The sequence below is a fragment of the Stenotrophomonas sp. GD04054 genome, assembly GCF_029836955.1.
In the GTDB taxonomy this organism is placed as follows: Bacteria; Pseudomonadota; Gammaproteobacteria; order Xanthomonadales; family Xanthomonadaceae; genus Stenotrophomonas; species Stenotrophomonas maltophilia_A.
Genome location: NZ_JAOECR010000020.1, coordinates 1 through 24,558, shown reverse-complemented (window position 1 = coordinate 24,558; position 24,558 = coordinate 1). Strand labels below are relative to the sequence as shown.

The following is a 24,558-nucleotide window of genomic DNA, read 5'->3' as shown; positions in this document are numbered from 1 at the left end:
ACTGCGCACACGAGCAAGCGGCGACCGAGCTTACATGGACGTACTTGCAGCGACCCCCGCAACCGGACCCACCCCGCCATCCCGCAGGAAACCAGCTTGTGCTGTTGCTTCGGCTGTTGCTGTTGCTTCGGCGGGTGCAGGGCGCAGCCCTGCCGATAACCCCATTGTTGCTGTTGCTTCGGCGGGTGCAGTGCGCAGCCCTGCCGATAACCCCATTCAGGCAGGTAAGTGCAGGTCACAGGATAAGCAGACGCCTTGTTGTGCCCGTCGATCGGGTCCACATTCCTGTGCAGGAGACGGGCCGCCGCCCGTTGTCGAGACACCAGGAGACCTGCATGTCCGCTGCCCCCACTACTGCCATTTCCCGCGATCCGGCCACCGGCCAGCAGATCGCCAGCCATCCCTTTGCCACCGACGCCGAACTGGAAACAATCCTGGATCGCGGCCAGGTTGGCTTCGCGGCCTGGAGCGCCAGGAGCCTCGAACAGCGTGCAGACGTACTGCGTGCGATGGCGGTGGTACTGCGCCGTGACCGTGAAAAGCTGGCCGCGCTGGCCACCGCCGAAATGGGCAAGGTCCAGGCCGAATCGCTGGCCGAGATCGAGAAGTGTGCCGTGCTGTGCGACTGGTACGCCGACCACGGTGCGCAGTTCCTGCGCGACGAACCGACCCAGGTGCCCGACGACAAGGCTTACGTGTCCTACCTGCCGCTGGGCGTGGTGCTGGGCATCATGCCGTGGAACTTCCCGTACTGGCAGGTGATGCGCGCGGCGGTACCGATCCTGATGGGCGGCAACGGCTTCCTGCTGAAGCCGGCCGAGAACATCGTCGGTACCGCGCAGCTGCTTGACGCCGCCTGGCGCGACGCAGGCCTGCCGGAAGGCACCTTCATCGCCGCCAACATCAGCCGCGAGGGCACCAGCCGTGCGATCGCCGATGACCGCATCGCCGCCGTCACCCTGACCGGCAGCGTGGCCGCCGGCCGCAGCATTGCCGCCCAGGCCGGGCAGGCGCTGAAAAAGGTGGTGCTGGAACTGGGCGGCTCGGACCCGTTCATCGTGCTGGCCGACGCCGATCTGGACGCTGCCGTCGAAGCGGCGGTGGCCTCACGCTTCCAGAACACCGGGCAGGTCTGCATCGCCGGCAAGCGCATCATCGTTGAAGACGCGGTCTACGACCGCTTCGTGGCGCAGTTCTGCCAGAAGGTGCAGGCGCTGACCATCGGCGACGGCCGTGAAGCCGGCAACCGTATCGGCCCGATGGCACGCCAGGACCTGCTGGAACAGCTGGACGCGCAGGTACGGGCCTCGGTGGACGCGGGCGCGAAGCTGCTGGTCGGCGGCCATCAGCTGGATCGCCCGGGTGCGTTCTACGCGCCCACCGTGCTGGCCGACGTGGAGCCGGGCATGCAGGCTTTCGATACCGAAACCTTTGGTCCGGTTGCCTCGATCAGCCGTGCCCGCGATGCCGACCATGCGGTGGAACTGGCCAACCAGAGCGAGTTCGGCCTCAGCGGCAACCTGTGGAGCGGCGACCGCGCACGGGCCATGCAGCTGGCGCGCCGGCTGCAGACCGGCGGCGTGTTCGTCAACGGTTTTTCCGCCTCTGACCCGCGCGTGCCGATCGGTGGCGTGAAGAAGAGCGGCTTCGGCCGTGAGCTCTCGCACTTCGGCATCCGCGAATTCGTCAACGCGCAGACGGTGTGGTTCGACAAGCGTTGACGCGCAGCTTCCATCCTTCCTGCAACGATCCATCATCAGTCCAGCGAAAAGGACGGCATTCCAATGTCCAAGGGTTCAGATCTGCTCGTCGCCGCGCTTGAGAACGAAGGCGTCGAGCGTATTTTCGGTATTCCCGGCGAAGAGAATCTCGACGTGGTCGAGTCGCTGCGCCATTCCAGCATCGAGCTGGTCATCACCCGCCACGAACAGGCGGCCGTGTTCATGGCGGCCACCTATGGCCGCCTGACCGGCAAGCCGGGCGTGTGCCTGGCCACGCTTGGCCCGGGCGCGCTCAACTTCACCACCGGTGCCGCCTACGCGCTGCTTGGCGCGTGGCCGGTGATCATGATCACTGGCCAGAAGGGCATCGTCGCCAGCAAGCAGGCGCGTTTCCAGATCGTCGACATCGTCAGCACCATGAAGCCGCTGACCAAGCAGGCGCGGCAGATCGTGTCGGCGCGCACCATTCCGACCATCGTCCGCGAGGCATTCCGTACCGCGCTGGAAGAGCGCCCGGGCCCGGTGCTGCTGGAGCTGCCCGAAGACATCGCGGCCGATGAGGTCGGGGACGTAGCGCTGATTCCGCCGCATGCGGTGGATCGTCCCATTGCCAGTCCGGAAGCACTGGACCGCGCGGCGGAGATCATCCGCAACGCCAAGCGCCCGCTGCTGATGATCGCCTCGGCGGCGTCGCGGCCGCAGTCCAGCGAAGCGTTGTCGGCATTCGTGTTGCGCGCGGGCATTCCGTTCTTCACCACGCAGATGGGCAAGGGCGCGGTGGCCGGTGGTTCGGGCCTGTACATGGGCACCGCCGCGCTGACCGAGCGCGACTACGTGCACATGGCGATCGACCAGGCCGACGTGATCGTGACGATCGGCCACGAGGTCACCGAGAAGCCGCCGTTCGTGATGCGCCCGGGTGGGCCGACCGTGATCCATATCGGCTATTCGCAGGCAGCGGTGGAGCAGGTGTACTTCCCACAGGTGGAAGTGATCGGTGACATCGGCCGTTCGCTGACCCAGCTGGCCGACCGTATCGAAGGCGCAGTGCCGAATGCCGACGCGCTGCTGCCGCTGCGCACTACCATTCTGGAACACCTGGCTGACCGTGCCGAGGAAGCTGGATTCACCCCGCAGCGGCTGGTGCACGACGTGCGCCAGGTGATGCCGCCGGACGGCATCGTGGCGCTGGACAACGGCATGTACAAGATCTGGTTTGCGCGCAATTACCGCACCCAGGTGGCCAATACGCTGCTGCTGGACAACGCGCTGGCGACGATGGGCGCGGGCCTGCCGTCGGCGATCATGGCCTCGATCCTGTACCCGCAGCGGCGGGTGCTGGCGGTGTGCGGCGATGGCGGTTTCATGATGAACAGCCAGGAGCTGGAGACCGCGCGGCGGCTGGGCCTGAACCTGGTGGTGCTGATCCTCAACGACGGCGCATACGGGATGATCCGCTGGAAGCAGGCGGTGGATGGCTTCACCGACTACGGCATGACGTTCAGTAACCCGGATTTCGTGAAGTATGCGGAAGCCTATGGCTGCAAGGGGCATGAGGTGACGGCCATCGAGCAGTTCATCCCGACGCTGGAGGCGGCGTTCAACGAGGGTGGGGTGCACCTGGTATCGGTGCCGATCGACTACTCGGAGAACCAGCGGGTGCTGGTGGACGAGCTGCGGCAGGCGTTCCCCGGGAACGGTTGACGCCTACCGGGGCATCGGTTCCCCGGAATCCGGTAGGTGTCGACCTTGGTCGACACGATGGAGCGCCAACCAAGGTTGGCGGCTACCAGAGCGGCGGGCAGCGGACCTGGTAGGTGTCGACCTTGGTCGACACGCGGACCGCCAACCAAGGTTGGCGGCTACCAGGCGGCGGGCAGTGGGCCTGGTAGGTGTCGACCTTGGTCGACACGATGGACCGCCAACCAAGGTTGGCGACGACCAGGCCGGGGCCTGGCCCAGGGCTGGGGCGGGGCGGTTTTGGTATGCTGGGCAACCGGCTGTGCCGGGCGCAACATCCCCCCTCACTACACGATTCCCGCAGATCCATGAGCGAAGCTACCGATACCCCCCCCGTTGACGAAAACAAGTTGATCGCCGAGCGCCGCGAGAAACTCAAAACGCTGCGTGGGCAGGGCATCGCGTACCCGAACGACTTCCGTCGCGAGGACTTCGCCGGGCGCCTGCAGGAAGAATTCGCCGACGCCGAACAGTGGACCGCTGAGGCGCTGGAAGGCAACGGCCGCCAGGTGAAGATGGCCGGCCGACTGATGGCCAAGCGCATCATGGGCAAGGCCAGTTTCGCGCAGATCCAGGACGAGTCGGGCCGCATCCAGCTGTTCCTGCAGGGCACGGTGCTGGGCGACGCCTACACCGCCTTCAAGGGCTGGGACGTGGGCGACATCATCGCCGTTGAAGGCGGCTTGACCCGTACCAAGACCGGCGAGCTGTCGGTCAAGGCCGAATCGATCCGGCTGCTGACCAAGTCGCTGCGCCCGCTGCCGGACAAGTGGCATGGCCTGGCCGACGTCGAGCAGCGCTACCGCCAGCGCTATGTCGACCTGATCGTGACCCCGGAGTCGCGCGCGGTGTTCATCAAGCGCTCGAAGATCATCCGCGCGATGCGCGCGTGGCTGGACAACCGCGACTTCCTCGAAGTCGAAACGCCGATGATGCATTACATCCCCGGCGGCGCGGCGGCCAAGCCGTTCACCACCCACCACAATGCGCTGGACCTGGACCTGTACCTGCGCGTGGCGCCGGAGCTGTACCTCAAGCGCCTGACCGTGGGTGGCCTGGAGCGCGTGTACGAGATCAACCGCAACTTCCGCAATGAAGGCGTCAGCACCCGCCACAACCCGGAGTTCACCATGATGGAGCTGTACGAGGCCTATGCCACGTACAACGAGATCATGGACCTGACCGAAGGCGTGATCCGTGACGTGGCCACGACCGTCAACGGTTCCACCGAAGTGGAGTGGGATGGCGCGAAGATCGACCTGGGCCCGGCGTTCCGCCGCTGGCGCATGGATGAGGCGGTCCGCCACCACAACCCGGAAATCTCTGCTGCCGACTGCACCGACCGCGATGCACTGCTGCGCCATTGCGAGCGCTTGAAGATCCGCGTCAAGCCGTCGTACGGCTGGGGCAAGCTGCTGCTGGAGATCTTCGAGGCCACGGTCGAGCACACCCTGATCCAGCCGACCTTCATCACCGACCATCCGGTGGAGGTCTCGCCGCTGGCCCGTGCCAACGACAACGATCCGGGCTACACCGACCGCTTCGAGCTGTTCGTCAACGGCAAGGAGCTGGCCAATGGCTTCTCCGAGCTGAACGACCCGGAAGACCAGGCCCAGCGTTTCCAGGCCCAGGTGGCGGCGAAGGAAGGCGGCGATGACGAGGCCATGCACTACGACGCCGACTACATCCGTGCGCTGGAGTACGGCATGGCACCGACCGGCGGCCTCGGCATCGGCGTCGATCGCCTGGTGATGCTGCTGACTGGCAGCAACTCGATCCGTGACGTGCTGCTGTTCCCGTACATGCGTCCGGAGCAGTAAGTCGTCTTTTTGACTCCTGTTTGTGCGCGCCGTCGCGAAATGAGACGGCGCGATTGACGCCTCCCGCACTCGGCGTATCGTTAATGCACTACCTTGACGTCTGTTGTGGCTTGATCGGCGCCAGGGGGAGTGCGCATTGTGGAGAGTCCGCTTCACAATGTGATGACGATCATGAACCGGGACGCATGACACGGGAGTCAGGCCGATGCAGGGTGCGAGCGTTCGCAGCGGCAGGGTATCCTCGCCTGCTGATGATCCAGCATGGTCGAGAAACCAGGCAGAGTACGCGTTGAACATCGTCATTGTTGACGACCAGACGTCCGCCCGGACGATGCTGCGTCACGTCATCGAAGATATCGCGCCGGAACTGAGCGTGTATGACTTCGGTGATCCGCTGACCGCATTGGCCTGGTGCGAGGCGCATCCGGTCGACCTGCTGCTGCTCGATTACCGCATGCCGGAAATGGACGGGCTGGAGTTCGCCCGTCGTTTCCGTCGCCTGCCCAAGCATCGCGACATTCCGGTGATCCTGATCACCGTGGTCGGCGACGAGCCGATCCGTCAGGCGGCGCTGGAAGCGGGGGTCATCGACTTCCTGGTCAAGCCCATCCGTCCGCGCGAACTGCGCGCGCGCTGCTACAACCTGTTGCAGCTGCGCCAGCAGACCGAGAACGTGAAGCAACGCGCCTTGTCCCTGGAGCAGCGCTTGCTGGCCAGCATGCACGAGGTCGAGGAACGCGAGCGCGAGACCCTGTCGCGGTTGGCACGGGCGATCGAGTTCCGTGATGCCGGCACCAGTGCCTACCTCGAACGCATGGCGCGCGTGGCAGGGCTGATCGCCGAGCAGCTCGGCCTGCCCGAAGACGACGTGCGCCTGATCGAGATGGCCGCGCCGCTGCATGACATGGGCAAGATCGCCATTCCCGATGCAGTGCTGCTCAAGCAGGGCAAGCTCAACGACGAGGAGCTGGCGATCATGCGCCGGCACCCACGCATCGGCCATGAGCTGCTCAGTGGCAGCCAGAACCGCTTCATCCAGGTCGGCGCATTGATCGCGCTGCGCCACCACGAACGTTACGACGGCAGCGGCTATCCGGATGGGCTGGTCGGTGAGGCGATTCCGCTGGAAGCGCGCATCGTCGCCGTGGCCGACGTCTTCGACGCACTCATCTCACCCCGTCCGTACAAGGAAGCATGGACCATGGAAGCCACACTGGCCTATCTGTATGCCCAGCGTGGCCGCCTGTTCGATCCACGCTGCGTGGATGCGCTGATGCGCGGCCACCAGCAGTTGATGGATATCTGCGCCCAGCACTCGACGGCATCGACGCGACCGGGTGGGTGACATGCAGGACCTGTTCGCACGCGTGAGGCGTCGGCTGGCGCAGCGTCCGGATTCGGAGCATGGCCAGGCGATCGTGCGGGTGGTGCTGATCTCGCTGATCCTGGTCTATGTGCTGCTGTCCGGTGCGCGCCTGCACCGTCTGGAGCAGTACCAGGGCGTGCTGGCGACGGTGCTGACCGGATTGGGGCTTTCGCTGCTGCTGTTCGGTTGGCTGCTGTGGAAGCCTGATCGCTCCGATCCGCGCCGGGTGGCCGGGATGCTGGCCGATTACGGCTTGATCGCCATCGGCATGATCCAGATGGGCGAACCGCTGGCCTGGGTGTACGCGGTGGTGATGTGGGTCACGGTGGGCAACGGCCTGCGCTTCGGGCCGCGTTACCTGGCCGCTGCCATCGTGCTGGCGATGGTCAGTTTCGGCGCCACCGTGCTGTTGACCCCTTACTGGCAGGCCAACCTCGGGCTGGCCATTTCCCTGTGGTTGGGGTTGCTGGCAGTACCGTTGTGCTGCTCCTCCCTGCTGCGCCGAAGGATGCGACATCCGACCATGGATACGACTCCCGCCGCTGGCTCCGACAAGCGCTCGCTGCTGGCACGCTTCAAGCAACGCCTGTCCGGGCGCGAGGACAGCGAGCACGCGCAGAACCTGATCCGCATCATCATCACGGCGCTGTTCATCAGCTATCTCGGCTGGCGCTCGCTGAGCGGCGGCGGTGAGGCACTGACTGCGACGTGGCTGATCCTCGCCTTCGAGCTGACCATTTCCGCCGGCCTGCTGACCGCGATCCTGGTCAATCCGGGTGTGTCGCATGTGCGCCGGGTGATCGGCATGCTGACCGACTACACCTGCATGGCCTGGATCATGACCATCCAGGGTGAGCCGGCGGCACCGCTGTATGCGGTGATGCTGTGGGTCACGATCGGCAACGGCATGCGCTACGGCAGCACCTACCTGCGCGTGGCCACGGCCATGGGCTGCCTGGCCTTCCTGTGCACGGTGATGCTGTCGCCGTACTGGCGCGGCCACGACTATCTGGGCTGGGGCCTGCTGCTGGGCCTGGGCGCGATTCCGCTGTACTTCGATTCGCTGCTGCATGCATTGACCCGGGCGGTGGCAGAGGCGCGCCAGGCCAACGAAGCCAAGAGCCGTTTCCTGGCCAACATGAGCCATGAGTTCCGCACGCCGTTGAACGGGCTGGCCGGCATGACCGAAGTGCTGGCCACCACCCGCCTGGACGACGAACAGCGCGAGTGCCTGAACACCATCCAGGCCTCGACCCGCAGCCTGTTGGCGCTGGTGGAAGAGGTGCTGGACATCTCCGCGATCGAAGCCGGCAAGGTGCGCGTGGAGTGGCACGAGTTCGCGCTGGCCGACGTGCTGCAGGCGATCAACCTGATCCTGACCCCGCAGACCCGCTCCAAATCGCTGGACTATCGCGTGCAGGTGGATGACAACGTGCCGCCGCGCCTGCTGGGTGATGCCGGTCATCTGCAGCAGATCCTGCTCAATCTGATGGGTAACGCGGTCAAGTTCACCGACAGCGGCTACGTGCATCTGCGCGTGTCCAGCCCCGATGTGCTGGGCAGCGAGCGGATGCGCCTGCGATTCGAGATCGTCGACAGCGGCATCGGCGTGCCGGTGGCGCTGCGCGGCCGGCTGTTCAATGCCTTCGAGCAGGGCGATGTCGGCCTGGCCCGCCGGCATGAAGGCACCGGTCTGGGCACCGCCATTGCCAAGGGCCTGGTCGAGTCGATGGGCGGGCAGGTCGGTTATGCGCCGAACAGCCCGCGTGGCAGCGTGTTCTGGGTCGAGATCACGCTGGACGTCGCAGACACTTCATCAGCCCCGGCGGTTCCGTCCGAGGTGGCTGAAGCCGGCAATGTCATCGCGTTCTCCAATCCCTTCCTGCGCCATCGTGCGCGGGTGCGCAGCCTGCGGGTGCTGGTGGCCGACGACCACGAAGCCAACCGCATGGTGCTGCAGCGGTTGCTGGAGAAGGCCGGCCACAAGGTCACCTGCGTCAATGGCGGCGCCGAAGTGCTCGATGCGTTGGAGCAGGCCAGTTACGACGCAGCGATCGTCGATCTGCACATGCCCGGCATGAGCGGACTGGACCTGCTCAAGCAGTTGCGGGTGATGCAGGCCAGTGGCATGCCTTACGTTCCGGTCATGGTGCTGAGCGCGGACGTCACCCCCGAGTCCATCCTGCGTTGCGAGCAGGCCGGTGCCCGCGCCTTCCTTGCCAAGCCCGTGGTGGCCACCCGTCTGCTGGAAGTGCTGGCCGATGTCGCCGCCAACACCCGCGCCGAGTCCGGCATCCAGTCGGTGCCGGCATTGCCGGTTGGCGATGGCGTGCTCGATACCGCGGTGCTGGACGAGCTGGCGTCGCTGGGCATGGGCGATGGCTTCGAACGCAAGTTCATCGACCAGTGCCTGGCGGACGTCGACGCGAGCATGGGCCAGCTGCAGGGCTGCGGCGAGCGCCAGGCCTGGGAGGATTTCCGCGAGCACGCACACGCGCTGCGCGGTGTGGCGAGCAACCTGGGGCTTGTCCAGGTTGCCGCCTCCAGTGGCGAAATCATGCGCATGGCGGACTGGCAGCTGAAGGGGGAATGGAACGCCCGCCTCGGCAGCCTGGCGACCGCCCTGCGCAACGGCAGGAATGCGTTGGCTGCCCGTAGTGCGGGAGCATCGCACCGCGACGACAGCGAGCGCAGCCCGTCCTGACCCGCCAGACGGTCAGGCCGGGTCGCCATTGCGCCGGGCCTGCGCCCGTACCAGCCGATCCATGGTGCGCAGGGACTTCTCGCCGAGCTGCATGGCGGTGTCCACCCAGATCTCGGTGATCCGCATCATTTCATGCAGCGGCACCATGGTGGCGATCTCGTTGACCTCACGCATCGCTGCCCACGCGTGCGGAATGCGCCGGCTTTCCTTGATCACCTGTTCGACCGCTGCAACACCTTCGCCCACCGGCACCACGATGTCGACCAGGCCCATCTCCTTCAGCTGGCTGGCGGTGTAGAGGTTGCCTTCCAGCATGATCTTCTCGGCCAGGCGCGGGCTGATCCGCTGGCACAGAAAGGAGTAGGCGCCCATGCCCGGGAACAGGTCGAACAGCACCTCGGGCAGGCCCATCAGCACGCCTTCCTCGGCGACGATGGTGTGGCAGCTCAGTGCGGCCTCGAAGCCGCCACCCAGTGCATTGCCCTGGACCAGGGCGATGCTGTGGGCACGGGTGCCCAGGCCGGCATGGAAGGCATGCACGCCGCGCACGCAGCGTTGGGCATAGTCGAGCAGGCGGGCACGGTCGCCCTCGCGGATCAGGCGGCAGAACAGTTCGAGATCGCCACCCAGGTTGAACACGTCGCTGTCCGAGGCAAGAACGACATGGGGTGACAGAGCGTGCGAGGCGCTGAGGCGATCGCCCAGTTCGCGCTGGTAGTCGACGATGTCATCGACCAGGCGCGAGGCGAAGCACGGCCGGCCCGGCTGGTTGACCAGGTTGGCGTGCATGTGGATCCAGTAGACATCCCGCTCGGGTTCTTCGGTGATACGCAGGGTAGGGTGCTGCGAGGGACGGGTGATGATGGGGCGTACTGCGGACATGGGAGTTCTCCGTGTGACCGTCCGGCCAACCGCAGAGCGGACGGAGAGGAGTGAGGGGGCGGGCTGAACGTGCGGCGGCGACTGATTCTATGCACCCGTCGTGAACCGCCCGCAAGCGATGTACCGGCCATGTTCCGGTAATAAAAAGACCCCGCCGTCTCCGGCGGGGTCCCTGTACTCTCCCGTTGCCCGGAAACCCTTACTGGGCGGGCGTATCACGCAGCTCGCGACGGAGAATCTTGCCGACGTTGGTCTTCGGCAGCTCCTTTCGGAATTCTACGATTCTGGGGTGCTTGTAACCGGTCAGGTTTGCCCGCGCATGTTCCTTGACCATTTCCGCGGTCAGGTTCGGGTCCTTCTTCACGATCACGACCTTGACCACTTCGCCGGACTTTTCGTCCGGGACACCGACGGCGGCGACTTCCAGCACGCCCGGCATCATCGCGATGACGTCTTCGACCTCATTCGGGTACACGTTGAAGCCGGACACCAGGATCATGTCCTTCTTGCGGTCGACGATGTAGAAGAAGCCCTGTTCGTCCATCTTCGCCATGTCGCCGGTGTGCAGCCAGCCGTCCGCATCGATGGCGGTGGCGGTTTCTTCCGGACGCTGCCAGTAGCCCTTCATCACCTGCGGGCCCTTGATGCACAGCTCGCCCACTTCGCCCAGCGCCAGGATGTTGCCGTTGTCGTCCTTGATGCAGGCATCGGTGGACGGGATCGGCAGGCCGATGGCACCGTTGTACTCGGGCAGGGTGAGCGGATTGATGCAGGCCGCGGGCGAGGTCTCGGTCAGGCCATAGGCTTCGACCAGGGTCACGCCGGTGACCTTCTTCCAGCGTTCGGCCACGGCACGTTGCACCGCCATGCCGCCGCCCAGGGTGAACTTGACCGAAGAGAAGTCGATCTCGTCGAAGCCCGGGGTGTTGAGCAGGCCGTTGAACAGCGTGTTGACGCCGGTGATGGCGGTGAAGCGGGTGCCCTTGAGCTCCTTGACGAAGCCCTTCATGTCGCGTGGGTTGGTGATCAGGTGGTTGCAGCCACCGAACTTCATGAAGACCAGGCCGTTCGCGGTCAACGCGAAGATGTGGTACAGCGGCAGGGCAGTGATGATCACTTCCTTGCCCGGCTCGATGCCCGAGGTGGACAGCCACGCTGACGCCTGCTGCATGTTGGCGATCAGGTTGCGGTTGGTCAGCATCGCACCCTTGGCCACGCCAGTGGTGCCGCCGGTGTACTGCAGGAAGGCAATGTCGTCGTGGTCGATCTCGACCGGCGGAAGCGCGTGGCGGCTGCCCAGCTTGAGCGCCTGCTTGAAGCGGACGGCGCCCTTGATGTGGTAGTTGGGCACCATCTTCTTGATGTACTTCAGCACGAAGTTGACGATCGCGCCCTTGGCGCCGAGCAGGTCGCCCAGGCCGGTGGTGACCACGTGCTTGACCGGTGTATCGGCGATGACCTGTTCGACGGTGTCGCCGAAGTTGTCGACCACCACCAGGGCGCTGACGCCGGCATCAACCAGCTGGTGCTTGAGTTCGCGCGCGGTGTACAGCGGGTTGACGTTGACCACGGTCAGGCCGGCGCGCAGCACGCCGAAGGTGGCCACCGGGTACTGCAGGCAGTTGGGCATCATCAGGGCGACGCGGTCACCCTTCTTGAGCTTGAGCTCACCCAGCAGGTAGGCGGCGAACTGGGTGACCAGCGCGTCCGTCTCACCATAGGTGAGGACCTTGCCGAAGCTGGAGTAGGCGGGACGGTCGCGGAATTTCGCGACGGAAGCGTCGAAGACCGAGGCGACCGAATGGAATTCGTTGACGTCGATTTCGGCGGGAACGCCTTTCGGATAGCTCTGCAGCCAGGGACGATCCAGACTCATATTCCCCCTCCAGGAATCGTGATGTTTTAGGTTACGGCCCTGAGCGTATCGACAATGGCCGTTCATTGCAGCATACCCCGCCGTAGGGAAAACGCGAAGAGGCCCCGAAGGGCCTCTTTGCTTGGTAATGCCGGCCGCTGGCCGGCATCTGCGCTCGATCGGGATTCCGGTGGATGCCGGCCAGCGGCCGGCACTACCGTGGCCCCAAGCAGGGCGCTTGCGTCAGCCCTGCTTGCGTACCGGTGCGCCGTTGGCCTTGTAGTACGGCGCGGTGCTGCGGGCCAGCGGGGTGCGGCCACGGATCACGTCGGCCAGCTTCTCGGCCATCATGATGGTCGGCGCGTTGAGGTTGCCGGTCACCACCTGCGGCATGATCGAGGCATCGACGATGCGCAGGCCTTCCAGCCCGTGCACGCGGCCCTGGCCGTCGACCACCGCCATCGGGTCATCGGCATGGCCCATCTTGTTCGAGCACGACGGGTGGTAGGCGGTCTCGGCATGCTCGCGGACGAACGCATCGATCTGCGCATCGGTCTGCAGTGCGCTGCCCGGCGAGATCTCGCGGCCGCTGTACGGCGCCAGTGCCGGCTGCGCGAAGATCTCGCGGGTGATCCGGATCGCCGCGCGGAACTCGCGCCAGTCCTGGTCGTGCGACATGTAGTTGAACAGGATGCTCGGATGTTCGCGCGGATCCTTCGAACGCACGTGGATGCGGCCGCGGCTGGGCGAGCGCATCGAACCGACGTGCATCTGGAAGCTGTGTGCCTTGATCGGGTTGGAGCCGTTGTAATTGATCGCCACCGGCAGGAAGTGATACTGCAGGTTCGGCCAGTCGAATTCGGCGTCGCTGCGGATGAAGCCACCGGCTTCGAACTGGTTGCTGGCGCCGATGCCGGTGCCCAGGAACAGCCACTCGGCACCGATGGCCGGCTGGTTGTACAGCTTCAGAGCCGGGGCCAGCGAGACGGGCTTCTTGCACTCGTATTGCAGGTACATCTCCAGGTGATCCTGCAGGTTGGCGCCGACGCCCGGCAGGTGGTGCACCAGGTCGATGTCGAGGCTGCGCAGCAGGTCGGCAGGGCCGACGCCCGAGCGCTGCAGGATCTGCGGCGAGGCGATGGCGCCGCCACACAGCAGCACTTCGCGGCGCGCGGTGGCACGCTGCGGCTGGTCGTTGTGCAGCCACTGCACGCCCACCGCACGCTTGCCCGAGAACAGGATGCGGTCGGTCAGCGCGTGGGTGACGATGGTCAGGTTCGGGCGCGGCTTGGCCAGGTCCAGGTAGCCGCGGGCGGTGCTGGAACGACGGCCCTTCGGGGTCACCGTGCGGTCCATCGGGCCGAAGCCTTCCTGCTGGTAGCCGTTGAGGTCGTCGGTGCGCGGGTAGCCGGCCTGCACGCCGGCCTCGACCATCGCAGCGAACAGTTCGTTGTTGCCGGCCTTGGGCGTGGTCACCCGCAGCGGGCCTTCGCCACCGTGGTAGTCGTTGGGGCCGATGTCACGGGTTTCGGCCTTGCGGAAGTACGGCAGGCAGTCCAGGTAGGTCCAGTCTTCCAGGCCCGGCATGCTGGCCCAGTTGTCGTAGTCCATCGCGTTGCCGCGGATGTAGCACATGCCGTTGATCAGCGACGAGCCGCCCAGACCCTTGCCGCGGCCGCAGTCCATGCGGCGGTTGTTCATGAAGGGCTCGGGATCGGTCTTGTACGCCCAGTTGTAGCGCTTGCCCTGCAGCGGGAAGGCCAGTGCCGCCGGCATCTGGGTACGGAAGTCGAGCCGGTAGTCCGGGCCACCGGCTTCCAGCAGCAGCACGCTGACATCGGCATCTTCGGTGAGGCGGGTGGCCAGCACGTTGCCGGCCGAACCGGCGCCGATGATGATGTAGTCGTACTCGTTATGGGTGCTCATGGGTGTCTCCTGCAGGCCGGGGCGCGCTGCGTGCAGGCGTCCCGGCGGAATGTCGGATCGGCGCGGTGGCCGGACGAAGGTGCGCGCTCGGGGCGCGCCGATCAGAACACGCTGGCGTAGTCGCCCAGTTCCACCTGCACCGACTTGATGCGGGTGTAGTGGCCGAGGGTGGAGATGCCGTTCTCACGGCCAACGCCGGATTCCTTGTAGCCGCCAACCGGCATTTCGGCCGGCGATTCGCCCCAGGTGTTGATCCAGCAGATGCCGGCTTCCAGGCGGTGGATGATGCGATGGGCGCGGCTGACGTCCTTGCTGACCACACCGGCGGCGAGGCCGAAGGTGGTGTCGTTGGCACGACGCACCACTTCGTCTTCGTCGTCGTAGGCGAGGATGCTCATCACCGGCCCGAAGATCTCTTCCTTGACGATGGTCATGTCATCGCGGCAGTCGGAGAACACGGTCGGCAGCACGTAGGCGCCATTGGCCAGCGCGCCTTCGGTGGCACGGCCGCCGCCGGTCAGCAGGCGAGCGCCTTCGGCCTTGCCGCTTTCGATGTAGCGCAGCACGTTTTCCATGTGCGGGAAGCTGGTCAGCGGGCCGAAGTTGGTCTCGGCGGCCATCGGGTCGCCGATGCGGATGCGCTTGACGCGCTCGACCACTGCGGCTTCGAACGCGGCCAGCATGCTGCGCGGCACGAACACGCGGGTGCCGTTGGTGCAGACCTGGCCAGAGCTGAAGAAGTTGGCCATCACCGCGATGTCGGCTGCGCGGTCCAGATCGGCGTCATCGCAGATCACCAGCGGCGACTTGCCGCCCAGCTCCATGGTCACTTCCTTCAGCGACGAGGAGGCGGCGCTGGCCATCACCTTCTTGCCGGTGGCGACGCCGCCGGTGAAGGAGATCTTCTCGATCACCGGGTGCTCGGTCAGCCACTGGCCGATCTCGCGGCCCGGGCCCTGCACGACGTTGAACACGCCGGCCGGCACACCGGCTTCGGTGTAGATCTCGGCCAGGCGGATCGCGGTCAGCGGGGTCACTTCGGACGGCTTGAACACCATCGCGTTGCCGGCGGCCAGGGCCGGGGCCGACTTCCACATGGCGATCTGGATCGGGTAGTTCCAGGCACCGATACCGGCGACCACGCCCAGCGGCTCGCGGCGGGTGTAGAAGAAGCTCGATTCGCGCAGCGGCAGCTGGATGCCTTCGATGGCGGTGGCCAGGCCGGCGTAGTACTCGACCACGTCGGCGCCGGTGACGATGTCCACGGTGGTGGTTTCGGCCAGCGCCTTGCCGGTGTCCAGGGTTTCCAGGTGCGCCAGTTCGTCGTTGCGCTCGCGCAGGATCTCGACGGCGCGGCGCAGGATGCGCGAACGCTCCATGGCAGTCATCGCCGCCCACACCTTCTGGCCTTCGGCCGCGCTCTGCACGGCGCGTTCGACGTCGGCCTGGCTGGCGACCTGCACTTCAGCGATCACGTCGCCGGTGGCCGGGTTCACGGTCTTGAAGGTCTTGCCGCTGCTGGCATCGACGCGCTGGCCGTGGATGTAGAGCTGTTGGACGGGCAGGGTGGTCATGGGGCGTACTCCTTGGAAGGGGGCGGGTGCTGAAGCGCTTATAGCGCGACAGCCTGCAACTGGAAGTCGATGTAGCCGTAAGCGATGCGCCGGGACTTCTCGGCGTTGAACTGGCCGCCGACCAGGCTGCCGCGCAACCACAGGCCGTCGATCATCGCGGCCAGGCCACGGGCGGCCAGGCGGGCCTGCGGGTGGGGCAGCAGGCGGTTGAACTGGTGGCACAGGTTGGAGAACAGGCGCTGGTCGTTGGCGCGCTGCAGCCGGGCCAGTTCCGGCTGGTGCATGCTGGCGGCCCAGAAGGTCAGCCAGACGCGCATCGCGGTGCCGTTGATCTGGCTGTCGTCGAAGTTGCCATCGACGATGGCGCGCAGCTGCTCGCGCGGGTCGTCGCTGGCGTCGGCGCGGTAACGGGCGACCGCGTCCTTCAGCTCGCGCAGGATCTGCCGCATTGCAGCATTGAGCAGGCCGTCCTTGTCGCCGAAGTAGTGGGCGACGATGCCGCTGGACAGCCCGGCCTTCTTCGCGATGGTGGCGACGGTCGCATCGGCCATGCCGATCTCGTCGATGGTCTGGAAAGTGGCCCGGATCAGCTGCTCGCGCCGTACCGGTTCCACGCCTTTCTTCGGCATTGTCTCTCCACGGATTGCGACCCGAAGGATCGGGCTGCCCGCCATTATGCTTTTTATTGATTGAACGTTCAATCAATAAACCCTAGGATGCGCTCGCGCCCCACGCCATGGGCCCGGTTTACCGGTCCGGCCCCGCCCATGTGCTCCCTCGGACTTGATGAGACGACCCCATGTCTTCCCTGGCTCATCCCAAGCGTTCGCCCCTGCGCTTGAACCGTTTTGTCTTCTTCAGCTCCTCGGTGTCGATCGGCATCCTCGGGCTGCTCACCGTTCTCTATCCCGAAGGCAGCGAGCACTGGCTGCAGTGGGCGCAGGCCGAAGTGTCGGCCGCGTTCGGCTGGTGGTACATGCTGCTGATCGTGCTGTGCCTGGGCTTCGTGCTGTGGCTGGCGTTCTCGCCGTATGGCCGCATCCGCCTGGGCCACAACGAGGAATCACCGGCCTTCGGCTACGTCGCCTGGGTCTCGATGCTGTTCTCGGCCGGCATCGGCATCGCGCTGCTGTACTACGGTGCCTACGAGCCGCTGGACCATTTCCTGCATCCGCCCGGGCAGCCCGGCGGAACCGTGGCCGCCGGCCGCGAAGCGATGGTGCTGACCTTCCTGCACTGGGGTCTGCACGGCTGGGCGCTGTACGCGCTGGTCGGCGTGGCACTGGGCTACTTCGCCTACCGCCGCGACCTGCCGCTGGCGCTGCGCTCGGCGCTGTACCCGATTTTCGGTGAGCGCATCCACGGCCGCATCGGCGACATGGTCGATGGCTTCGGCATCCTGGCCACGCTGATCTCGATGGTGACCAACCTCGGCATCGGCGCGCTGGTGGTGCAGTCCGGCCTGGTCTACCTGTTCCACATCCCGGATACGCCGCAGGTGCTGGTGGCGATCGTGCTGGTGATGATGGTGGTGGCCACCATCGGCGTGGTTGCCGGTGTGGAGAAGGGCATTGCCTGGCTCTCCAACCTCAACGTGCGCCTGCTGTGCGGGCTGCTGCTGTTCGTGCTGGTCACCGGCCCGACCCTGCACCTGTTCGATGGCCTGATCCAGAACACCGGTGACTACCTGGGCGCGTTCGTGCGCAAGAGCTTCGACATGTACCTCAACGACCCGAAGGGCCGGGAGTGGATGGGTTCGTGGACGCTGTTCTACTGGGCGTGGTGGATCGCCTGGGCGCCGTTCGTCGGTCTTTTCGTGGCGCGCATCTCGCGTGGCCGCACCATCCGTGAAGTGATCATGGGCGTGCTGCTGATCCCGCTCGGCTTCACCCTGGCCTGGCTGTCGATCTTCGGCAACACGGCCATCGACCTGGTGCTCAACCACGGCCAGGCGATCCTGGGTGACGTGGCCCAGCATGATGCGGCGATGACCCTGTTCAAGCTGCTGGAGTACCTGCCCGGCGCGCCGTACGTGGCCGGCGCCGCAGTGGTGATCGGCTTCGTGCTGTTCCTGACCCCGGTCGATTCGGGCACGCTGATGATCGCCAACCTGTGCACCCGTCGCGTTGACGACGGCGTGGAGGATGGCCACGACGCGCCGATCTGGCTGCGCGTGTTCTGGGCGGCCGGCATCACCGTGGCCAGCGTCGGCCTGCTGCTGGCCGGCAACTTCAGTGCGATGCAGACCGCGGTGGTGCTGTGCGGCCTGCCGTTCTCGTTCACCCTGGCGTTCTACATGTGGGGCCTGCTGAAGGCCCTGCGCACCGACCCGGACGCCCCGCGGCGGTAGGTAGCGCCGGGCCATGCCCGGCGAACGCCAAAGCAAAGGGCCGGATCTGTGAGGATCCGGCCCTTTGCGTTTGCTTCCGGGATCCGCCGGGCATGGCCCGGCGCTACCAGTTACTTGGCTGCCAACTGGCGCAGTACGTACTGCAGCAGGCCGCCGTGGCGGAAGTACTCGACTTCCTTCGGGGTCAGCAGCATCACCGAGACTTCGAAGGTCTTCTTGGTGCCGTCAGCCTTGGTTGCGGTGACCGTGGCGCGCTTGCTGGCACCGTCCTGCAGGCCGGTGATGTCGATCACTTCCGAGCCGTCCAGGCCCAGGCTCTGTGCGTTTTCGCCGTTGCGGAACTGCAGCGGCAGCACGCCCATGCCGACCAGGTTGGAGCGGTGGATGCGCTCGAAGCTCTCTGCGATGACCGCCTTCACCCCCAGCAGCAGGGTGCCCTTTGCCGCCCAGTCACGCGACGAGCCGGTGCCGTATTCCTTGCCGGCCAGCACCACCAGCGGCACCTTGTCAGCCTTGTACTTCATGGCCGCATCGTAGATCGCCAGCTTTTCCGGCTGGCCGCCAGCGGCCGGGTAGTACAGGGTGTTGCCACCTTCCTCGCCACCGAACATCAGGTTCTTGATGCGGATGTTGGCGAAGGTGCCGCGGACCATCACGTCATCGTTGCCGCGGCGGCTGCCGTAGCTGTTGAAGTCGGCCGGCTGCACGCCGCGCTCCTGCAGGAAGCGGCCTGCCGGCGAGTCCTTCTTGATGTTGCCGGCGGGCGAGATGTGGTCGGTGGTGATCGAGTCGCCGAACAGGCCCATCACGCGCGCGCCGTGCACGTCGTCGATGCTGCCGGTCTGCATGGTCATGCCATCGAAGTACGGCGGGTTCTTGATGTAGGTGGAGGCATCGCTCCACTCGTACAGGTTGCCGTCCGGCGAGGCGATGGTGTTCCAGCGGGTGTCGCCCTTGAACACGTCGGCGTAGTTCTGCTTGAACATCTCCGGGCCGATGGTGGCAGCGATGACGTCGCCGATTTCCTTGTTGCTCGGCCAGATGTCGCGCAGGAACACCGGCTGGCCATCGCTGCCGGTACCCAGCGGCTGGGTGGTCAGGTCGATGTCGGTGGTGCCGGCGATGGCATAGGCCACCACCAGCGGCGGGCTGGCCAGGTAGTTCATCTTCACTTCGGGGTGCACGCGGCCCTCGAAGTTGCGGTTGCCGGACAGCACCGAGGTGACCACCAGATCGCCGGTGGCGATGCCGGCGCTGACTTCGGTCGGCAGCGGGCCGGAGTTGCCGATGCAGGTGGTGCAGCCGTAGCCGACCACGTAGAAGCCGATCTTCTCCAGCTCCTTCAGCACGCCGGCCTTTTCCAGGTAGTCGGTGACCACGCGCGAGCCCGGCCCGAGCGAGGTCTTGACCCACGGCTGGCGGTTCAGGCCCTTGGCGGCCGCATTGCGGGCCAGCAGGCCGGCGCCGATCATCACCGCCGGGTTGGAGGTGTTGGTGCACGAGGTGATGGCCGCGATGACCACCGCGCCGTCCTTCAGGCGGACCTTGCGGCCTTCGGTTTCGATGTCGGCGTAGCCCTTTGCCAGCTGCTCGTTGCCGACCGCGGCACCGCCGCCTTCGTTGACGAACGAGGAGACATCGTCGCTGCGCTTGTCACGGTTGGTGGTCAGGCCAACCAGGGCTTCGCGGTAGTTCTTCTGCACGTCTTCCAGCAGCACGCGGTCCTGCGGACGCTTCGGGCCGGCCAGCGACGGCTTCACCGTGCCCATGTCCAGTTCCAGCGTGGTGCTGTACTGCGCGTGCGGGCTGCCCGGTTCGTGCCACAGGCCCTGCGCCTTGGCATAGGCTTCGACCAGATCGATCTGCTCTTCGCTGCGGCCGGACAGGCGCAGGTAGTTCAGCGACTCGGCGTCGATCGGGAAGATGCCGCAGGTGGCGCCGTATTCCGGCGCCATGTTGCCGATGGTGGCACGGTCGGCCAGCGGCAGGTGCTGCAGGCCGTCACCGTAGAACTCGACGAACTTGCCGACGACGCCCTGCTTGCGCAGCATCTGGGTGACGGTCAGCACCAGGTCGGTGGCGGTGGCGCCCTCGGGCAGCTTGCCGGTCAGCTTGAAGCCGACCACCTGCGGGATCAGCATCGACGACGGCTGGCCTAGCATGGCCGCCTCCGCTTCGATGCCGCCCACGCCCCAGCCCAGCACGCCGATGCCGTTGATCATGGTGGTGTGGCTGTCGGTACCGAACACGGTATCGGGGTAGGCGACCGCCTTGCCGTCCTTGTCCGCCGTCATCACCACGCGGGCCAGGTTCTCCAGGTTCACCTGGTGGACGATGCCGGTGTTCGGCGGCACTACCTTGAAGTTGTCGAAGGCCTTCTGGCCCCAGCGCAGGAAGCCGTAGCGTTCCTGGTTGCGCTGGAACTCGATCTTGCCGTTGAGGTCCAGCGCGTCCGGCTTGCCGAACACGTCGACCTGCACCGAGTGGTCGATGACCAGTTCGGAGGGAATCTGCGGGTTGATCTGCTCAGGCGAGCCGCCGAGCTTGACCACCGCGTCGCGCATTGCGGCGAGGTCGACCACGCAGGGCACGCCGGTGAAGTCCTGCAGGACCACGCGCGCCGGCATGAAGGCGATTTCGGTGTCCGGCTCGGCCGCCGGGTTCCAGCGGGCCACGGCTTCGATGTGGTCCTTGCCGACGGTGATGCCGCCGTCCTCGTGCCGGAGCAGGTTCTCCAGCAGGATCTTCATCGAGTAGGGCAGGTGGGAGATATCGAAGCGCTGGCCCAGCGTGGGCAGGCTGAAGTAGTCGTAGGTCTTGCCGCCGACATTCAGCTGGCTGCGGGTGGAGAACGAATCGCTCATGCGGGGTAACTCCTTCTTGCGGATGGCTTGCAGTGGCCCGCGCATGGGCGGACCTGCTTGCGGTCGCCGCGGGCCTGACGGCCCCGGTGGTCCCAGTATGAACCCCAGACTGAATGGATTCATCCGGGCCGGGTTCCGGCCTGCGGCATCGGTTCCAGACTACAGGGGAAGGTGTATGGCGTATGTCACGTTTGTGGCCGATCCTTTGCGAGGCAAGGGCTGGCGGGGTGCCGGTCCTGTTCAGGGTGGAAGTATGCCCGGGGAAGTATGTATAATTTGTGCATACTCTGGAGGGCCTACCGATGGAAGCCACTGTTGCAGAACGCGGACAGATCACCCTGCCCAAGGCGGTGCGTGATGCCCTCGGCCTGACCAAGGGCACGCTGCTGAAGGTCGAACTGGACGGCAGCCGCATCATCCTGCGCAAGAGTGTTGACGATGCCATTTCACGGGCGCGCGGCAAGTTCGCGCTGGACGGTTTCGAATCGTCCGACGCAGCGGTACGCGCGGTGCGTGACGAGGAATAAGCCGTGATGATCGCCGTCGACTCTCCGGTGCTGGTCGAGCTGCTCAGCAATGGTCCGCAGGCCGATGCCGTGGAAGCCATCCTCAGGCAGAGCCTGGTCGGTGGCCGCGTGGTGGTCTGCGGCGCGACCCTGGCCGAGGTCTGCGCATCGCTGCGTGGCGGTGCCGAGGTGCTCGAAGCGCTGGAAGAAATGGGCGTGCACTTCAATCCGATGGAAGCCAAGTCGGCGCTGCGTGCCGGCGAGATGCACCGTCGCCACCGTCAGCGCAGCGGCAGCCGCCGCAGCCTGGACGAATTCATGGTCGGAGCCCACGCACTGTTGCAGTGCGATGGCCTGATCACCTGGAACGACACGTTTTACCGCGACTACTTCAAGGGCCTGAAGCTGATCGTGCCGCAAGCCTGAGCCCACTTTGTTTTTTCAACCTACGCATTACCCGGGAGTTGTCATGTTGGAAGCCTACCGCCACCACGTCGCCGAGCGCGCTGCGCTTGGCATCCCGCCGCTGCCGCTGAGCGCGCAGCAGACGGCCGATGTCATCGAACTGCTGAAGAACCCGCCGCAGGGCGAGGCCGAGTTCCTGCTCGACCTGCTGACCCACCGCGTGCCGGCCGGCGTCGACGACGCGGCCAAGGTCAAGGCCTCGTACCTGGCGGCGATCGCCCTGGGCAGCGAGCAGAACCCGCTGATCAGCCGCGAGCGCGCCACCGAACTGCTGGGCACCATGCTCGGCGGTTACAACGTTGCCCCGTTGGTGCAGCTGCTGGACGACGCCAGCGTCGGCACCATCGCCGCCAACGGTCTGAAGAAGACCCTGCTGGTGTTCGATGCCTTCCACGATGTGCAGGAAAAGGCCAAGGCCGGCAACGCCAACGCCCAGGCCGTGCTGCAGAGCTGGGCCGACGCCGAGTGGTTCACCAGCAACCCGGAAGTGCCGCAGAGCCTGACCGTCACCGTGTTCAAGGTGCCGGGCGAAACCAACACCGACGACCTGTCGCCGGCGCCGGACGCGACCACCCGCCCGGACATCCCGATGCACGCCCTGGCGATGCTGAAGAACAAGCGCGACGACGCGCCGTTCACCCCGGAAGAAGACGGCAAGCGCGGCCCGATCCAGCAGATCCTGTCGCTGAAGGACAAGGGTCACCTGGTCGCCTACGTGGGCGACGTGGTCGGCACCGGTTCCTCGCGCAAGTCGGCCACCAACAGCGTGCTGTGGTGGACCGGCGATGACATTCCGTTCATCCCGAACAAGCGCGCCGGTGGCGTCTGCCTGGGTTCGAAGATCGCCCCGATCTTCTACAACACCATGGAAGATGCCGGCGCACTGCCGATCGAGCTGGACGTGTCGAAGATGGAGCACGGCGATGTGGTCGAGCTGCGTCCGTACGAAGGCAAGGCGCTGAAGAACGGTGAAGTGATCGCCGAGTTCCAGGTCAAGTCCGAAGTGCTGTTCGACGAAGTGCGCGCCGGTGGCCGCATTCCGCTGATCATCGGCCGTGGCCTGACCGGCAAGGCGCGTGAAGCGCTGGGCCTGGCCCCGACCGACCTGTTCCGCCTGCCGGTGCAGCCGGTCGATACCGGCAAGGGCTTCTCGCTGGCGCAGAAGATGGTCGGCCGCGCCTGTGGCCTGCCGGAAGGCCAGGGCATGCGCCCGGGCACCTACTGCGAACCGAAGATGACCTCGGTCGGCTCGCAGGACACCACCGGCCCGATGACCCGTGACGAGCTGAAGGACCTGGCCTGCCTGGGCTTCTCGGCCGACCTGGTGATGCAGTCGTTCTGCCACACCGCCGCTTACCCGAAGCCGGTGGACGTGAAGACCCACCACACCCTGCCGGAGTTCATCTCCACCCGTGGCGGCGTCTCGCTGCGCCCCGGCGACGGCGTGATCCACAGCTGGCTCAACCGCATGCTGCTGCCGGATACCGTCGGTACCGGTGGTGACTCGCACACCCGTTTCCCGGTCGGCATTTCGTTCCCGGCCGGTTCGGGCCTGGTCGCCTTCGCCGCTGCCACCGGCGTGATGCCGCTGGACATGCCGGAGTCGGTGCTGGTGCGCTTCAAGGGCAAGATGCAGCCGGGCGTGACCCTGCGTGACCTGGTCAACGCGATCCCGCTGTACGCGATCAAGTCGGGCCTGCTGACCGTGGCCAAGGCTGGCAAGAAGAACATCTTCTCCGGTCGCATCCTGGAAATCGAAGGCCTGCCGGAGCTGAAGGTCGAACAGGCGTTCGAGCTGTCCGACGCCTCGGCCGAGCGTTCGGCGGCCGGTTGCTCGGTGCGCTTGAACAAGGAGCCGATCATCGAGTACCTCAACAGCAACATCACCCTGCTGAAGTGGATGATTGCCGAGGGTTACCAGGATCCGCGTTCGCTGCAGCGCCGTATCGAGAAGATGGAAGCGTGGCTGGCCAACCCGGAGCTGCTGGAGCCGGATGCCGACGCCGAATACGCCGCCGTCATCGAGATCGACCTGGCCGACATCCACGAGCCGATCGTGGCTTGCCCGAACGACCCGGACGACGTGAAGACCCTGTCCGAAGTGGCCGGCGCCAAGATCGACGAAGTGTTCATCGGTTCGTGCATGACCAACATCGGTCACTTCCGAGCCGCTGCGAAGCTGCTGGAAGGCAAGCGTGACCTGCCGACCCGCCTGTGGGTGGCCCCGCCGACCAAGATGGATGCCTCGGAGCTGACCAAGGAAGGCGTATACGGCACCTTCGGCGCCACCGGTGCACGCATGGAAATGCCGGGCTGCTCGCTGTGCATGGGCAACCAGGCGCAGATCCGCGAAGGCTCCACCGCGATGTCGACCTCGACCCGCAACTTCCCGAACCGCCTGGGCCGCAACACCAACGTGTACCTGGGTTCGGCGGAACTGGCGGCGATCTGCTCGCGCCTGGGCCGCATCCCGACCAAGGAGGAGTACATGGCGGACATCGGCGTGATCAACGCCAATGGTGCGGAGATCTACCGCTACATGAACTTCGACCAGATCGAGGAATACCAGGACGTGGCCAAGACGGTCGCCGCCTGATGCGGTAACGAAAAGCCCCCGGCTCGCGCCGGGGGTTTTTTTGTGGGCCGACGACGCATGGTAGTGCCGGCCGCTGGCCGGCAACCCGTTGAAACGAAGAACCCCCGGTGAAAGCCGGTTTTTTTTTTGTTGCCTGATGGCCTGTAGCACCGAGTCCATGCTTGGCTGCTGTTCGTGCGATGCGCGATG

15 protein-coding genes are annotated in these 24,558 nt (G+C 65.8%); 9 read left to right on the top strand and 6 right to left on the bottom strand.

Annotated features, from left to right (window positions below):
* Positions 1-335: 335 nt before the first annotated feature.
* The 5 genes from N7573_RS11290 to N7573_RS11270 all read left to right on the top strand — a co-directional run bounded on the left by N7573_RS11290 (position 336) and on the right by N7573_RS11270 (position 9,351).
* On the top strand, positions 336-1,721 hold the full coding sequence (locus tag N7573_RS11290) for an NAD-dependent succinate-semialdehyde dehydrogenase (RefSeq protein ID WP_279913463.1): 1,386 nt from the start codon (positions 336-338) through the stop codon (positions 1,719-1,721).
* 63 nt (positions 1,722-1,784) lie between these two features.
* Complete coding sequence (locus tag N7573_RS11285; protein WP_197585335.1) at positions 1,785-3,425, top strand: acetolactate synthase large subunit; 1,641 nt, start codon at positions 1,785-1,787, stop codon at positions 3,423-3,425.
* 344 nt (positions 3,426-3,769) lie between these two features.
* On the top strand, positions 3,770-5,281 hold the full coding sequence (lysS, locus tag N7573_RS11280; protein WP_279913461.1) for a lysine--tRNA ligase: 1,512 nt from the start codon (positions 3,770-3,772) through the stop codon (positions 5,279-5,281).
* A 205-nt stretch (positions 5,282-5,486) separates the two neighbouring features.
* A complete protein-coding gene (locus N7573_RS11275; protein ID WP_006364528.1) occupies positions 5,487-6,626 on the top strand; it encodes a two-component system response regulator in 1,140 nt (379 codons plus the stop codon).
* Between the two features lie 544 nt (positions 6,627-7,170).
* Positions 7,171-9,351, top strand: a complete 2,181-nt coding sequence (locus tag N7573_RS11270; protein WP_032129844.1) for a response regulator — start codon at positions 7,171-7,173, stop codon at positions 9,349-9,351.
* A 12-nt stretch (positions 9,352-9,363) separates the two neighbouring features.
* Here N7573_RS11270 and N7573_RS11265 read toward each other — a convergent pair whose 3' ends face one another.
* The 5 genes from N7573_RS11265 to betI form a co-directional block, all read right to left on the bottom strand.
* The gene (locus N7573_RS11265; RefSeq protein ID WP_012480080.1) at positions 9,364-10,233 is read right to left on the bottom strand and encodes a crotonase/enoyl-CoA hydratase family protein; all 870 of its coding nucleotides are present in this window, start codon (positions 10,231-10,233) and stop codon (positions 9,364-9,366) included.
* A gap of 199 nt (positions 10,234-10,432) precedes the next feature.
* Complete coding sequence (locus N7573_RS11260) at positions 10,433-12,109, bottom strand: long-chain fatty acid--CoA ligase (RefSeq protein WP_032129834.1); 1,677 nt, start codon at positions 12,107-12,109, stop codon at positions 10,433-10,435.
* 222 nt (positions 12,110-12,331) lie between these two features.
* Entirely contained in the window at positions 12,332-14,014 is a 1,683-nt protein-coding gene (gene betA, locus N7573_RS11255; protein WP_014037074.1) for a choline dehydrogenase, read from the bottom strand.
* 101 nt (positions 14,015-14,115) lie between these two features.
* Positions 14,116-15,588, bottom strand: coding sequence for a betaine-aldehyde dehydrogenase (gene betB / locus N7573_RS11250; protein WP_279913846.1), 1,473 nt, complete (start codon positions 15,586-15,588; stop codon positions 14,116-14,118).
* A 38-nt stretch (positions 15,589-15,626) separates the two neighbouring features.
* Positions 15,627-16,217: a transcriptional regulator BetI gene (gene betI / locus N7573_RS11245; RefSeq protein ID WP_005409501.1), complete on the bottom strand. Its 591-nt coding sequence runs from the start codon at positions 16,215-16,217 to the stop codon at positions 15,627-15,629.
* 170 nt (positions 16,218-16,387) lie between these two features.
* Between betI and N7573_RS11240 the strand changes: the two genes are divergently transcribed.
* Complete coding sequence (locus N7573_RS11240; protein WP_279913844.1) at positions 16,388-17,938, top strand: BCCT family transporter; 1,551 nt, start codon at positions 16,388-16,390, stop codon at positions 17,936-17,938.
* A 110-nt stretch (positions 17,939-18,048) separates the two neighbouring features.
* Here N7573_RS11240 and acnA read toward each other — a convergent pair whose 3' ends face one another.
* A complete protein-coding gene (gene acnA / locus N7573_RS11235; protein WP_279943157.1) occupies positions 18,049-20,802 on the bottom strand; it encodes an aconitate hydratase AcnA in 2,754 nt (917 codons plus the stop codon).
* A 302-nt stretch (positions 20,803-21,104) separates the two neighbouring features.
* Here acnA and N7573_RS11230 point away from each other — a divergent pair, with 302 nt between their 5' ends.
* The 3 genes from N7573_RS11230 to acnB are packed head-to-tail and all read left to right on the top strand — an operon-like array spanning position 21,105 to position 24,369.
* Complete coding sequence (locus N7573_RS11230) at positions 21,105-21,329, top strand: AbrB/MazE/SpoVT family DNA-binding domain-containing protein (protein WP_005409505.1); 225 nt, start codon at positions 21,105-21,107, stop codon at positions 21,327-21,329.
* Between the two features lie 6 nt (positions 21,330-21,335).
* Positions 21,336-21,734 carry a type II toxin-antitoxin system VapC family toxin gene (locus N7573_RS11225; protein ID WP_008267153.1) on the top strand — a complete coding sequence of 133 codons (399 nt, stop codon included), beginning with the start codon at positions 21,336-21,338 and terminating at the stop codon, positions 21,732-21,734.
* Between the two features lie 43 nt (positions 21,735-21,777).
* On the top strand, positions 21,778-24,369 hold the full coding sequence (gene acnB / locus N7573_RS11220; protein ID WP_049424625.1) for a bifunctional aconitate hydratase 2/2-methylisocitrate dehydratase: 2,592 nt from the start codon (positions 21,778-21,780) through the stop codon (positions 24,367-24,369).
* Positions 24,370-24,558 lie beyond the last annotated feature (189 nt).